The 13,549-nt window shown below is 67.4% G+C and carries 11 protein-coding genes; 5 read left to right on the plus strand and 6 right to left on the minus strand.

Annotated elements, in window-relative coordinates:
- Positions 1–39: 39 nt before the first annotated feature.
- The 3 genes from WFH32_RS00945 to WFH32_RS00955 all read right to left on the minus strand — a co-directional run bounded on the left by WFH32_RS00945 (position 40) and on the right by WFH32_RS00955 (position 2,310).
- The gene (locus tag WFH32_RS00945) at positions 40–1,155 is read right to left on the minus strand and encodes a PH domain-containing protein (protein ID WP_336705942.1); all 1,116 of its coding nucleotides are present in this window, start codon (positions 1,153–1,155) and stop codon (positions 40–42) included.
- Positions 1,156–1,162: 7 nt separating this feature from the next.
- Positions 1,163–1,330: a hypothetical protein gene (locus tag WFH32_RS00950; RefSeq protein WP_164984114.1), complete on the minus strand. Its 168-nt coding sequence runs from the start codon at positions 1,328–1,330 to the stop codon at positions 1,163–1,165.
- A 260-nt stretch (positions 1,331–1,590) separates the two neighbouring features.
- Positions 1,591–2,310, minus strand: coding sequence for an IclR family transcriptional regulator (locus WFH32_RS00955; RefSeq protein ID WP_030150819.1), 720 nt, complete (start codon positions 2,308–2,310; stop codon positions 1,591–1,593).
- 165 nt (positions 2,311–2,475) lie between these two features.
- Here WFH32_RS00955 and leuC point away from each other — a divergent pair, with 165 nt between their 5' ends.
- Together leuC and leuD are read left to right on the plus strand one after the other, a co-directional pair.
- Positions 2,476–3,957, plus strand: a complete 1,482-nt coding sequence (gene leuC / locus WFH32_RS00960; protein WP_138825119.1) for a 3-isopropylmalate dehydratase large subunit — start codon at positions 2,476–2,478, stop codon at positions 3,955–3,957.
- 42 nt (positions 3,958–3,999) lie between these two features.
- A complete protein-coding gene (gene leuD / locus WFH32_RS00965) occupies positions 4,000–4,638 on the plus strand; it encodes a 3-isopropylmalate dehydratase small subunit (RefSeq protein ID WP_138825117.1) in 639 nt (212 codons plus the stop codon).
- Positions 4,639–4,752: 114 nt separating this feature from the next.
- Here the strand turns inward: leuD and WFH32_RS00970 are convergent, their stop codons facing one another.
- Together WFH32_RS00970 and WFH32_RS00975 are read right to left on the minus strand one after the other, a co-directional pair.
- Complete coding sequence (locus WFH32_RS00970; RefSeq protein ID WP_336705943.1) at positions 4,753–5,592, minus strand: LLM class flavin-dependent oxidoreductase; 840 nt, start codon at positions 5,590–5,592, stop codon at positions 4,753–4,755.
- Positions 5,593–5,723: 131 nt separating this feature from the next.
- A complete protein-coding gene (locus tag WFH32_RS00975) occupies positions 5,724–6,656 on the minus strand; it encodes a DUF808 domain-containing protein (RefSeq protein ID WP_336705944.1) in 933 nt (310 codons plus the stop codon).
- A 212-nt stretch (positions 6,657–6,868) separates the two neighbouring features.
- Here WFH32_RS00975 and lpdA point away from each other — a divergent pair, with 212 nt between their 5' ends.
- From lpdA to WFH32_RS00990, 3 genes are all read left to right on the plus strand, one after another.
- Positions 6,869–8,272 (plus strand): dihydrolipoyl dehydrogenase, encoded by a 1,404-nt coding sequence (gene lpdA, locus WFH32_RS00980; RefSeq protein ID WP_336705945.1) that lies wholly within the window; start codon positions 6,869–6,871, stop codon positions 8,270–8,272.
- Positions 8,273–10,002: 1,730 nt separating this feature from the next.
- Positions 10,003–11,406 (plus strand): AAA family ATPase, encoded by a 1,404-nt coding sequence (locus WFH32_RS00985; RefSeq protein WP_336705946.1) that lies wholly within the window; start codon positions 10,003–10,005, stop codon positions 11,404–11,406.
- A gap of 933 nt (positions 11,407–12,339) precedes the next feature.
- A complete protein-coding gene (locus WFH32_RS00990; protein ID WP_336705947.1) occupies positions 12,340–12,780 on the plus strand; it encodes a hypothetical protein in 441 nt (146 codons plus the stop codon).
- Positions 12,781–12,887: 107 nt separating this feature from the next.
- Here WFH32_RS00990 and WFH32_RS00995 read toward each other — a convergent pair whose 3' ends face one another.
- Positions 12,888–13,505, minus strand: coding sequence for a TetR/AcrR family transcriptional regulator (locus WFH32_RS00995; protein WP_336705948.1), 618 nt, complete (start codon positions 13,503–13,505; stop codon positions 12,888–12,890).
- Positions 13,506–13,549: the final 44 nt, after the last annotated feature.

Raw genomic sequence — 13,549 nt, forward strand, 5'->3', positions numbered from 1 at the left:
AGCCGACGAGCCCACCGACCCGTGGGCCAGGCCGACGAGTCAGCGGGGCAGGGGCGGGACGGGCGGGTTCGCCGACGGCGGGCCCGACGCGCCCTCGGGGCGCGACCACGGGTCCGTGGCCTGCCACCCGCTCTGCGGGTCCCAGGGCGTGACGGGCACGAACCGGCCGCGGTCGTCGTCGGAGACCTCCCATGCGGGACCGTCGGACTCACCGTCGGGCCCGTCGCCGAGGCCGTCGCCGATCTGCTCGGCGATCTCTTCCGGCTGCTCCGGCCGGGCTGAGCGGTCCGGCCGGTCGGTCACCGGGTCCGGCGGCAGCGGGGGAGCCATGACCGGTCGGTCGGAGCCGTCCAGCCGGGGGGAGCTGCCGCGGGGTGCGACGAACAGGTGGCCCTGCCCGCCGGCCTGCACCGAGCGCACGGCGATGGGCTGTGTCGCGGCGGCCGACAGGTCGCCCTCGGGCCCGTCGCTCGTCGGTGCCCAGCTCAACCGGCCCGGGACAGGGGTCGGCGCCTGCTGAGCTGTCGCATATGTAGCCTGCGCGGGCTGTGCGGGGGGCGGGGGAGTCGCGCCCCCACCGGGTGCGCCGCCCTGCGGCTGCTGGCCCCACGGCCCGCCGCGCCCCCCGGGGATGAAGATCGTGTCGCACAGCTTCCGGTACGTGGCGTCCGGGTTGGCGACCCAGTTGATGCGGCTCATGGCCTGGTCCTGCCCGGCCGACTCGAGGATGAACTGGCCGTAGCCGAGGATCCGCCCGAGGATCGAGCGGCTGTAGCTCATGTCCGTGACCTTGCCGAGGGGCATCATCGCGACCTTGTGGGTCACGAGCCCGAACATCAGGAGCATGCGCTTGTCGGTCGCGACGAACCACTCGTTGCGCCAGTCCAGGACCTTCCACAGCAGACGGAGGGCGACCAGCACCCAGGCCCACCAGAGCAGCAGCGAGCCCTCGCCCACGGCAGGAGCCAGGACGCTGACGAGCCAGGCCGCGAGCAGGAAGGCGGCGGCCGTCGTGGCGACGGGCTCGGCGAGCTTGCCCCAGTGGGCACGCGTGGCCAGGACCACGCGCTCACCGGGCAGGATGTAGCGCCGCAGGTGGCGCGCGCTCAGGCGCGGCGCAGACTCGTACGCCTGCGAGGGGAGGTCCTGCGCCACGGTGCGCCTACTTCATGAGCGACTGGACGAACTGCCCGAAGCTCTGGAAGGCGCCCAGGATGACGTCCCAGATCGCCTGGACGATGTCCGCCGCGCGGTCGGGGCTCTGGACGACCGCGTACAGCAGGAAGACGATGACGACCCACATCAGGATGGTCTTGGCCTTGCCGGGCATCGTGTGGTCCTCACGTCGTCGATCGGGGCGGTTCTCGGCTCTGCCCGCCATGGTGGAGCGAACAGGCGGAGCGCCGTCGGAGGCGCGCCGGGGCCGAGTCTAGCGTTTCGCCCGAATCGGTCGTGGGTCCCGTGTCCGGACATGGCGGGGCAAGGCCGCAGCACCACTGGGACGCGCCAGGGCGTGGCTGGGTGCCGGACGCCGTGAGGGGTGGGCGCCTCTCGGCCCCCACCCCTCACGGTCCCACGGCCGATGGACGGCTACTCTCCGGCGCGGCGCAGGACCTCGGTCAGTCGGTTGGCTGCGGCGACGACCGAGCCCGAGTGCAGGCGGCCGGGCTGGCGCGTGAGGCGCTCGACCGGCCCCGAGATCGAGACGGCGGCGACGATGCGCCCGGACGGTCCGCGGACGGGCGCCGACACCGAGGCGACCCCGAGCTCGCGCTCCGAGACGGACTGGGCCCAGCCGCGCCGTCGGACACCCGAGAGGATCGTGGCCGTGAAGACGGCCTCGCGCAGGCCGCGGTGCAGGCGGTCCGGCTCCTCCCAGGCGAGCAGCACCTGGGCCGCGGAGCCCGCGCCCATGGTGAGCGTCGCGCCCACGGGGATCGAGTCTCGCAGGCCGACGGGGCGCTCGGCCGCGGCGACGCAGATGCGATGATCCCCCTGGCGGCGGTAGAGCTGGGCGCTCTCGCCGGTGTGGTCGCGCAGCGCCGTGAGAACGGGGTTCGCCGCGGCGAGCAGGCGGTCCTCGCCGGCGGCCGTCGCGAGCTCGTTCAGGCGCGGCCCGAGGACGAAACGGCCCTGCATGTCGCGGGCCACCATGCGGTGGTGCTCGAGTGCGACCGCGAGGCGATGGGCCGTCGGACGGGCGAGTCCGGTGGCGGTGACGAGCTGGGCCAAGGTGGCTGGTCCCGACTCCAGAGCGCCCAGAACGGACGCCGCCTTGTCCAGCACGCCGACTCCGCTAGAATTGTCCATAGGTCGATATTGACGTCTCGCACAGTGAGATGCAAGTCAGCGGGTGTCGTGTCGACGAAGGACCAGGAGTTTCCGCCCGGTCCACGACCGAGATGTACCCCCCGATCGTCGCCCACGGCCCCCGCGTGAGCGACCACCGCAGGACACAGGTAGGAGAGAACCAACATGGCCGGCACGCTGGCGGAGAAGGTCTGGGACGCGCACCTGGTGCGACGTGGCACCGACGGGTCGCCCGACCTCCTCTACATCGATCTGCACCTCATCCACGAGGTCACCAGTCCGCAGGCCTTCGAGGGCCTGCGCCTCGCCGGCCGGCAGGTGCGCCGTCCCGACCTGACGATCGCGACCGAGGACCACAACACCCCCACGCTCGACATCGACCTGCCGATCGCGGACCTCACGAGCCGCACCCAGATCGACACGCTGCGCAACAACGCCAAGGAGTTCGGCGTGCGCATCCACTCGCTCGGCGACGCGGACCAGGGCATCGTCCACCAGGTCGGACCGCAGCTCGGGCTCACCATGCCCGGCCTGACGGTCGTGTGCGGCGACTCGCACACCTCGACGCACGGCGCGTTCGGGGCCCTCGCATTCGGCATCGGGACGTCCGAGGTCGAGCACGTGCTCGCGACCCAGACCCTCCCGCTCGCGCCCTTCAAGACCATGGCCATCACGGTCGACGGCGAGCTGCCCCCGGGCGCGACGTCCAAGGACATCATCCTCGCGATCATCGCGAAGATCGGCACGGGCGGCGGTCAGGGCTACGTCCTGGAGTACCGCGGCGAGGCCATCCGCAAGCTGACCATGGAAGCCCGCATGACGGTCTGCAACATGTCGATCGAGGCAGGCGCGCGCGCCGGCATGATCGCGCCCGACGAGACCACGTTCGAGTACCTCAAGGGCCGCCCGCACGCGCCCGAGGGTGCCGACTGGGACGCCGCGGTCGAGTACTGGAAGACGCTCCGGTCCGACGACGACGCCACGTTCGACGAGGAGGTCGTCCTCGAGGCGGCCGACCTCGAGCCGTTCATCACCTGGGGCACCAACCCCGGCCAGGGCCTGCCCCTGTCCGCGAACGTCCCCGTCCCCTCGGAGATCGCCGACGAGAACGAGCGCGTCGCCGCCGAGCGTGCGATCGAGTACATGGGCCTGACCCCGGGCGCGCCGCTGCGCGACATCGCGATCGACACGGTCTTCATCGGCTCGTGCACCAACGGCCGCATCGAGGACCTGCGCTCGGTCGCCAAGGTCGTCCAGGGCAAGAAGAAGGCCGACTCGCTGCGCGTCCTCGTCGTGCCCGCCTCGGCGCGCGTGCGGCTCCAGGCCGAGGCCGAGGGGCTCGACCAGATCTTCCTCGACTTCGGTGCGGAGTGGCGCAACGCCGGCTGCTCCATGTGCCTCGGCATGAACCCCGACCAGCTCGCCCCCGGCGAGCGCTCGGCCTCCACGTCCAACCGCAACTTCGAGGGTCGCCAGGGCAAGGGTGGGCGCACCCACCTCGTGTCGCCGCTCGTCGCGGCCGCGACCGCCATCCGCGGGACCCTGTCCTCGCTGGCGGACCTGGACCTGCCCGCCGACGTCGACATCACGTCGTTCGACGGCACCCCGCTCGCGCCGCTCGACCCGCGCGTCCCGCTGCAGGTCTGACACCGGCCCCCTGACGACACTCATCGAGGAAGCAGAAGCATCATGGAGAAGTTCACCACCCACACCGGTGTCGGTGTCCCGCTGCGCCGCAGCAACGTCGACACGGACCAGATCATCCCCGCCGTCTACCTCAAGCGCGTGACGCGCACGGGCTTCGAGGACGCGCTGTTCGCGGCGTGGCGCGGCGACCCCGCGTTCGTCCTGAACCAGCCCGCGTACACGTCCGGCTCCGTGCTGGTCGCGGGCCCCGACTTCGGCACCGGCTCGTCGCGCGAGCACGCCGTGTGGGCCCTCAAGGACTACGGGTTCAAGGTCGTGCTGGCCTCGCGCTTCGCGGACATCTTCCGTGGCAACTCGGGCAAGCAGGGCCTCGTCGCGGGCATCGTCGCCCAGGAGGACATCGAGCTGCTGTGGAAGGTCCTCGAGACCAAGCCCGGCACCGAGGTCACGGTCGACCTGGTCGAGCGCACCGCGACGGCCGACGACGTCGTGGTCCGCTTCCAGATCGACGACTACACGCGCTGGCGCCTCATGGAGGGCCTCGACGACATCGGCCTGACCCTCCAGCACGAGGGCGACATCACGGCGTTCGAGCAGACGCGTGCGTCATGGCGTCCCAAGACGCTGCCCGCGAAGCACCTGCCGACGGTCGAGATCGAGGCGGCGCGCCCCTTCGTGTGACGCTCGCCTGAGCAGGTCACTGCCCGACGGCGCCGCTTCCCCTGGGCGGGGGAGCGGCGCCGTCGGCGTGTGCTCGCGGGGGGCACCGAGGGTGGCCGCCGCACCCGCCGAAGGTCAGGGGCGCGGCGGGCCCTGGCGGATCCTTGCGAGCTGCGACTCTGCCGTCACCTTCGTCGGGTCCCAGCCGGCTTCGAGCCACCAGGTCGCGCCCGCAGCCTCGAGCGCTCGCGCGTCCTCGGCGGCAGCGTCGAGGTCCGTCGCGAAGTCGCGCTGCACGACGAGATCGAACGGCCCGGCGCCCGGGTCACGGTGCTCGGCGACCCAGCCGGCGACCTCGCGCACCTCGACGGGCGTGAGCGGGTCCATGCCGCGGTCGCCGCGGAGCTGGACGGTCACGCCGTCCCAGCGCACCGCGCGGCTCATCGACTTCTCGCTCGGGAAGACGCCCACAGGCCAAACCGGGATGCGCCCGTTGACGGGCTGGGGTGAGATCGTCATCTCGCCGGTCGAGATGTGCTTCCCGTCGAACGAGAACGCCTCACCGGACCAGGAACGCTCGAGGAACGCGAGGACGTCGTCGAGCAGCTCGGCCCGTTCGCGCAGCGACGTGAGCTGACCGGGGACGGCGCTGAAGCCGGCGTCGTCGAGCACCCCGACACCCGCCGGCAGGACCAGCCGACCGCCCGACAGGTGGTCGACCGTCAGCGCCTGGCGCGCGAGCTCCCACGGGCGCCTGCGCGGCAGGGCGAACACGAGCGCGCCGAGCGTCACGCGCTGCGTCTGGACGGCGGCCGCGGCGAGGATGCCCCACGGGTCGTACCCCTCCATGCCGGGCAGGCTGATGCCGTCCCACGTGAAGTAGCCGTCCCAGCCGTGCTCCTCGGCCTCACGGGCCATCGTGACCAGCTCTGACGCGGAACCGAAGCTCCCGACGAACCCGAACTGCAAGCCCATGACATCCTCCTGCGACTCGTTGGCGGTCCTCCCACGGTAGGGGTGGCCACCCACACGCGCCGCGAGAACGAGAACGGGCGGGCTCCCGGAGGACCGGGAACCCGCCCGCAGCGCCCCTGCGAGGGCGAGGATCAGTGCTTGTTCTTGCGCGGGATGAAGTGCACGACCGTCACGACGACCGCACCCGCCACGACGCCGACGATCGCCGAACCCAGGGTGTCGACGAGCCACACCAGGAACCCGCCGACCGCCGGGACGCCGTGCACGGCGTCCTCGAGGACGTGCAGGAGGTCGTAGGGCGCATGCCAGCCCAGGTCGTAGGTGCCCTGCAGCAGGATGTGGCCACCGACCCACAGCATGGCGACGGTGCCCACGATCGAGATGACGGCCATGACGCGCGGCATCGCCTTGACCAGGCCGTGGCCGAACGACTTGACCCAGCCGGTCTCGCGCCCCGCCAGGTGCAGGCCGATGTCGTCCATCTTCACGATGAGCCCGACGATCCCGTAGACGACCGCCGTGATGAGCAGCGCGACGACGACCAGGATGATCGCGCGGGCCCAGAAGCCCTCCGTCGCGACCTCGTTGAGCGCGATGACCATGATCTCGGCGCTGAGGATGAAGTCGGTGCGCACCGCGCTCGACACCACGCTGTCCTCGTCGACGGCCTTCTTCGCCGCAGCGTCGTCGACGGCCTCGGCGTGCTTGCCCGAGACCATCTCCCAGAGCTTCTCGGCGCCCTCGAACGCGAGGTAGGCGCCGCCGACCATGAGCAGCGGCGTGAGCAGCCACGGCAGGAACTGACTCAGCAGCAGGGCCGCGGGGAGGATGAACAGGAGCTTGTTGCGCAGCGAGCCCATCGCGATGCGCTTGATGACGGGCAGCTCGCGCTTCGCGGCCAGCCCGGCGACGTACTGGGGTGTGACCGCGGTGTCGTCGATCACGACACCGGTCGCCTTGACGCTCGCCCGCCCCGCAGCGGCGCCGATGTCGTCGACGGACGCGGCCGCCAGCTTGGCGAACGCTGCGATGTCGTCCAGGAGGGCTACGAGTCCAACGGCCATGAGGTCTCCACGAGGCCCGTGTCGCCGCCCACGAGCCCTGAGGTCGGGAATCGACGCGGCTGTAGCGCATCGTAACGACTCCGGCGCCCCGCCGTCGCGGCCCGTCCGCGCGCCGAGGGCGACGTACCCGCTGCCCGACGGCGCCACCGCCCGGGCGACGTGTGACGCGATCGGTCGCACCGCCGTCGGGCAGACGTCCTAGGCTGGTCCCCATGGCTAACCACTACGACGTCGTCGTCCTCGGCGCGGGCCCCGGCGGCTACGTCGCCGCCATCCGCGCGGCCCAGCTCGGCCAGTCCGTCGCGATCATCGAGGAGAAGTACTGGGGCGGTGTGTGCCTCAACGTCGGGTGCATCCCCTCCAAGGCGCTCCTGCGCAACGCGGAGCTCGCCCACCTGTTCACGCACCAGGCCGACTTCTTCGGCATGTCGGGCGACGTGTCGTTCGACTTCGGCAAGGCGTTCGACCGCAGCCGCGACGTCGCCGACGGCCGCGTCAAGGGCGTGCACTTCCTCATGAAGAAGAACAAGATCACCGAGTACGACGGGCGCGGCACGTTCCGCGACGCGAACACGATCGACGTCGCGCTGTCCTCGGGCCAGACCGACACCGTGACGTTCGCGAACGTCATCATCGCGACGGGCTCGAAGGTCCGCCTGCTGCCGGGCGTCGAGCTGAGCGAGAACGTCGTCACGTACGAGAAGCAGATCCTGACGCGCGAGCTGCCGCGCTCGATCGCGATCGTCGGAGCCGGTGCGATCGGCATGGAGTTCGCGTACGTGCTCAAGAACTACGGCGTCGACGTGACGATCATCGAGTTCCTCGACCGTGCGCTGCCCAACGAGGACATCGAGGTCTCCAAGGAGATCGCCAAGCAGTACAAGAAGCTCGGCGTGAACATCCTGACGTCGACCGCGGTGCAGACGGTCGTTGACGGTGGATCGTCGGTGACCGTCTCCTACAAGGGCGTCAAGGACGACAAGCCCGGCTCGATCGAGGTCGACAAGGTCCTCATGGCTGTGGGCTTCGCGCCCAACGTCGAGGGCTTCGGGCTCGAGAACACGGGCGTGCAGCTCACGGACCGCGGCGCGATCGCGATCGACGACGTCATGCGCACCAACGTGCCCCACATCTACGCGATCGGTGACGTCACCGCGAAGCTCATGCTCGCGCACGTCGCCGAGGCGCAGGGCGTCGTCGCGTCCGAGACCATCGGCGGCGCCGAAACCATGACGCTCGGCGACTACCGCATGATGCCGCGCGCGACGTTCTGCCAGCCGCAGATCGCGAGCTTCGGCCTCACCGAGCAGCAGGCCCGCGACGAGGGCTTCGACGTCAAGGTCTCCAAGTTCCCCTTCACCGCCAACGGGAAGGCGCACGGCCTCGGCGAGCCCACGGGCTTCGTCAAGCTCGTCGCCGACGCCCGCTACGGCGAGCTGCTCGGCGGCCACCTCATCGGCCCCGACGCGTCCGAGCTGCTGCCCGAGCTCACGCTCGCGCAGAAGTGGGACCTCACGGCGTCCGAGCTGGGGCGCAACGTGCACACGCACCCGACGTTGTCGGAGGCCGTGCAGGAGGCCATTCACGGGCTCGCGGGGCACATGATCAACTTCTGACACCTGGACAGGACGGACCGGTGCGAGCGTCCTGCTCAAAGGAGGTCCTGATCTGCGGTATTGCCGCGGATCAGGGCCTCTTTCTATGCCTGGATCATGGTGGACAACCGGGGTCGGCTGGGGACAGGAATGTCCATCTTGGGGGCACGCAGGGGCACGGCGGCGCGTATCGTCGTGTCGTGCCCCTCTCGTCCGGGGCCGCACGAAGGGCTTGGGGGAAGGGCGCGCATGGCGGAGGCGACGACGGCCCAGCGAACGGCGGGGGGTCGCCGCAAGGCATGGGGCCGGCTGCGCAAGTTCCCGTCGAAGCGGTGGCAAGCGCGGTACCCGGCTCCCGACGGGAAGTTCCTCTCTGCGCGGACCGAGGACGACCGCCCGCTGACGTTCCTTACGAAGAGCGACGCGCGCCACTGGCTCAACCGGGTCCGCATTCCGACGCCCGTGCGGAGTGGGCGCCGCCCGCGGAGGCCGTGGCCCGGCGCGAACGCGAGGAGGCCGAGGCCGCCGCAGGCGACGTAACGATCCGGGCAGCGATGGCGGCTTCCAAGGCGACGCGGGTGGGGGAGGCATGGCATGTCGGCAGATCGGGCACATGGGGCTCCCCTCCGACGTGAGTGAGTTCGGGTAGCCGTGTGGGCACTCAACCGTGAACATAGTCACCGGAACCCATCCTCACTGTCATTTCTGCTGCCTCCGATGGGGGCTCACTTATGAGAACGAAACGACGAACGTCGGGTGACTTTCCCCCAGGGAACGCGTGGCCAGCCGATCCCAGGCCCTAGGCTCGGGATCGTGGCCAGGTTCGATGATGTGTTAAGAGGCGATGTCCTGCGAGCCATCGCGGAGCACGACCGCCTCGGCGAAGATGCCTGCCACGCCAGGTATGGGTTTGGTCGTGCCCGGACCTACCGAATCGTCTACGAGGGGCGGCAGTACGCCTCCAAGGCCGTCCTTGGTGCAGCGGCTGGCCTGGCCGCCTCAGAGTTCAGTGGTGGTGAGGGCCCGACTGCCCCTGTACTGCGGCGACTCGGCTTCGACGTCAGCCCCGGTTCGCCTCCGAAATGCGAGGCGGCTGGCTCCTTGGGGGCGTTCAGTCGTGGCAGCGGCGTGCGCAGGTCGAAGCGGGCGAGCGGCCTGGGGCGACGACCGAGGCCGCCGCGGGAGATCAAACGGTTGCAGCGGGAGAACGCCGACCCAACGGCGTCGAGCGCTGTTTCGTCTGGCCAAGTGGTGACGCCCCCTGGCCACCGGCTACGAGAAGCTCGCCATCACCCATCGCGCCGCCGTCGTCCTCTCAGCCTGCACCACGTGGACCCGCATGCAGAAGACATGCCCAGTCAGGTTAGCGCGTGGCGTCGACGCTGCCAGCGGCAAACGCGACGACCGTCACCGTTATGGTGAGGGCCGTCGCTGTGACGAGCGCGCTCACGCGTGAGGTCAGTGTGCCCTGGCGTGACGTCCCCCTACGACCCAGCGTCACGTCAGTTTGAAGACTCGCCCGCAGGGAAGTGTGAACCACCCGCCAGCAATGCGACAATCGAGCAAGCATCCGCCTGGCGGATCGGACATTCACGAGGTTCCGAAAGTTACCTCAGACACGAAAGAGAAGAATGAGAGTACGCATTGAGAGGTCAAAGTGGTCTCATAGCACCCGCGCGGGGCACTCGCGCCTACACGTCTCACTCTTAGACGACAATTGGGACGACTTCGGGTTCAAGACCCTGTACGGTGTGGAAATCTCCGCCCCCGGCTTCAACCCCATCGACCTCGGTGGCGTAAAGATCATGAAACTAGGACAAGAATCGGGACGCACAGAACTCCCGCTAGCACCTCTTAAGCGACTGTCTGGCGAGTACGCTTCACTTGGCCAGGATATCGAATACTACGAGAAGCTCGGCACGCTCCCGAAGGCGATGCGCGATGCGTACCTTGAATCAATGAACGACGTTATCGCCAATTCAGAAGTTAGGGAGCGGGCAGAACAATATCCGGCATGGGAGCTATCGCTCCTACGGTTCGGCGAAGCTCAACACGTACTCGAGACCGCAGTAGAGTTTATCGGGGGCGGTTCCACCCGTGCCCGTCAACGCGCGAGTTTCTCGTACGTAGATCCCTCAAGCGGCTCAGAGGTGCAGTTCAACTTCGACGACACTGGGCCGGTACCCGGACGCTGTAATGCCCTGATTGGATACAACGGCGCAGGTAAAACCCGTCTGCTTGCCGAAATTGCTAGGCTGGTCAGCAAAGTCGGCGCTAATAGCCCGCTGACCAAGGAATCGCCACACCTAACGGGTGAAGACCGTACATTCGCGGCCGTTGTCGCCGTCTCATATAGCGCATTCGACACCTTCAAACTTCCCGAGATTGACTCGCTTCAAGGCTCAACTAACGACAAGCGGGGAAAGACTGAGTTCTTCGGCTACACTTACTGCGGTCTGCGCCGCGTCGTCGGTGCCGATAGTTCGGAAGTCGAACTGAAGAGCATAAGCGAGATTGACCGTGAATTCATGCGGGCGCTGAAATCCGCTCAGAGCTCCAAAGGTGCTGACGCCGTGCGGCGCGCCTTGCAAATCATTGGAGCCGAGCCCTCGTTCGGTCGAATTGGGATCCGACCAGACGAATGGGTAGACGACTCTTTTGAAGCGGAAACAAGTTTGGGGAGACTTAGCACTGGACATAAGATCGTCCTAAATATCGTGGTGCAACTCGCCGCTCACCTCCGGAAACGTTCATTGGTTCTACTCGACGAGCCCGAAAGCCACCTCCATCCACCTCTTCTGGCTGCGCTTCTGAAGGCGACTCAGTATCTGCTTAAGGAGTTTGACTCCTTTGGATTGATCGCAACGCATAGCCCTGTAGTGCTCCAGGAGGTCCCGGCCTCGTCAGTTCGAGTTCTGAATCGCATCGGCAGTAAGACCACAGTTCAGACTCCGACGATCGAGACATTCGGTTCGAACATTGGTGAGATTACGAGACATGTATTTTCTCTCGATAGCAGCTCCACCGACTATCAAGGAGTTCTACGAGAACTCGCCCAGAGTAGGTCCGAGGGCGACCTCGAGCAGTTATTTCCGATGGGTCTGAGCGCGCAAGCGCACGCCCTGTTTCTCCGATTCTCCAACAGGGGTGGTTGAGATTATTTTTCTTGACCCACCTGATCAAGCGGGTATGGAGCTTTACGACCGCGTCCGCAATTCCAGCACCGCTGAAGATGCGCTCACCCGCATGCGTCTTTTACGGCCTAGGGTTTCGCAAAGGTGCGATTCCTACTCCCCAGACCTGGTTGACGGCACCCACCCGACAGTTGCTTGGAACGCCTTGGATGTTGGTATTCTCCACAAGACTTACAAAGTTATTCGCAGCGGGAGACTCAGGTCTGAGGGTTCGGCAATTCTCTCTCTTAGCCTCAAATGCTGCCTTTGCGGCCACCGAGATACGTCAGAACTCGACCACTTCCTGCCGAAGTCGATATACCCAGAATACTCTGTGCTTCCAACCAACCTAGTGCCCTGTTGCAGCGTATGTAATAACCTCAAGGGTGACAAGGTCTCAGATTCGCTAGGGCCTCTCTTTGTGCACCCCTATTCTGTGTTGTTCAACTCAACTACGCCGTTCTTGCATGTGTCGTTGAGTTTCGAACCCCATCTCAGTCTTAAGTACTCCGTGCAGTCGTCTAGTTCACTCCCCGAGGATCTTATTTCGCCGCTGCGCCGACAGTTCGAGTTTCTTCGACTGGGCGAACTATACGAAACGCAGGCGATTGAGGAGGTCGCGGAGCAAGCGAGGGGGCTCCATGAACTGCATGGGATAGGTGGAGCCTCGCGAGTTGCTGATCATCTGGCCCGCGCTTCACGTAGTATTCGTGCGCGCTTGGGGATCAATCACTGGAAGCCAGTCGCCCTGGCAGCACTAGCTGGGAGTCTGGAGTTTTGCGATGGCGGCTTTCAAGAGTTTCTCGTCGAATAGCAAGGACGTCAGGCGTTTTGGCAGTGAAAAGCGAGCTGCTAATTAGTTCCGCGGTGCGCCGTGCAGCAGGCAGAGCACAGTCCACTCGCTACCACTCGCAAGTGCCCAAAACCTCGGGTTCTTTTGTGGTGTCCGATCCGACAGGGAATCGCTCGGTTTCGGTGCCGCGTGAGGTGAAGGTGGTGGACACGCCGACCTTGCTCGAACTCGAGGAGCGCGCCTGTGGGCGCAGGCTGAACAAGCGCCTTGATCCGGTGTGGGTGCAGGAGAACGTCGCAGGTGGAGGGGCCCACTACCTGCGGCCTGCGTTGTGGCATTCGTTGGACCATCGTCCTGACATCCCCCGTCATCTCCGGTGCGAGTTGCTCGTTGAACTTCGTACAGGGGATCGTGTGCTGAGCCTCCTGGATGTCCGTCCTGCTGAGTTTGCCCCACTGGCGAGGGTGATCTCCCGTGACGAAGGTTTAGAGGTCGCGCGGCTCTTGAGTTCCGTGCCGACCGTCCGCGAATGGTTGCTGAAGCGGGCGAACAAGGCTGAGTGAGTACGCCGTCACGGCGGTGGAGCCTCGGGTCAGGAGCCACCGGGCACCGGGCGCCGTCGAGCGGTCATGCGTGGGAGGGATGTGCGCTCCCGTAGCGAGCAGCGGCCTCACCCGATCCCGAACTCCCGTCGCAGCATCTCCCCGACCATCGACGGGACGTCGACCTCCCCAGGGTGGAGCGCGTCGAAGACCTGGAGCCCTTCCCAGGTGGAGATGACGAGCGCGGCGCGGGCCTCGGGCGAAGGCCCGGCATCCGGCAGGACCCGCCGCGCACGCTGCGTCCGGATCATCCCGCCGATGACCCCGACGAGGACCTGGTGCCGCTCCTGCAGCACCGGCCGCGCGGGATGACCAGGTGTCCCGGCCTCGGCCGAGAGCGTCGAGAGGAGCTGGACCAGGCCCGGGGCCGACCGGTTGCGTTCGGCGGTGCTGACGAACCCGTCGACGAGGTCCTCGGCGGTGAACTCTGAAGGCATCTCGGGCGGCGCGTGCTGCGCGTCGTGCCACTCGATGACGGCGAGGAGCAGCGCGGTCTTGTTGCCGAAGTGGTGCAGGAGCGTCGAGTGGTCGATCCCGGCCTCGCGGGCGATGCCGCGCAGCGATGCGCCGTAGAAGCCCTTCTGCGCGAAGGCCTCAGCGGCGCGGGCGACGATCTGCTGCTTGGTGGCGCGACCGGTGGCGTACCCCTCGGAACGCCCGGTGGCGCCTGCTTGCTGCGTGGTCACGGTGCATCCCCTCCGAGGTCAGAGGCTACCCCCTCTCGTAATTC

The sequence above is a fragment of the Oerskovia sp. USHLN155 genome, assembly GCF_037145535.1.
GTDB lineage: Bacteria > Actinomycetota > Actinomycetes > Actinomycetales > Cellulomonadaceae > Oerskovia > Oerskovia rustica.

Bases quoted from the DNA above. Each gene is read 5' to 3' on its own strand.
- WFH32_RS00950 (WP_164984114.1), bottom strand. From the start codon at position 1,330: ATGCCCGGCAAGGCCAAGACCATCCTGATGTGGGTCGTCATCGTCTTC.
- WFH32_RS00955 (WP_030150819.1), bottom strand. From the start codon at position 2,310: ATGGACAATTCTAGCGGAGTCGGCGTGCTGGACAAGGCGGCGTCCGTT.
- leuC (WP_138825119.1), top strand. From the start codon at position 2,476: ATGGCCGGCACGCTGGCGGAGAAGGTCTGGGACGCGCACCTGGTGCGA.
- leuD (WP_138825117.1), top strand. From the start codon at position 4,000: ATGGAGAAGTTCACCACCCACACCGGTGTCGGTGTCCCGCTGCGCCGC.
- WFH32_RS00970 (WP_336705943.1), bottom strand. From the start codon at position 5,592: ATGGGCTTGCAGTTCGGGTTCGTCGGGAGCTTCGGTTCCGCGTCAGAG.
- WFH32_RS00975 (WP_336705944.1), bottom strand. From the start codon at position 6,656: ATGGCCGTTGGACTCGTAGCCCTCCTGGACGACATCGCAGCGTTCGCC.
- lpdA (WP_336705945.1), top strand. From the start codon at position 6,869: ATGGCTAACCACTACGACGTCGTCGTCCTCGGCGCGGGCCCCGGCGGC.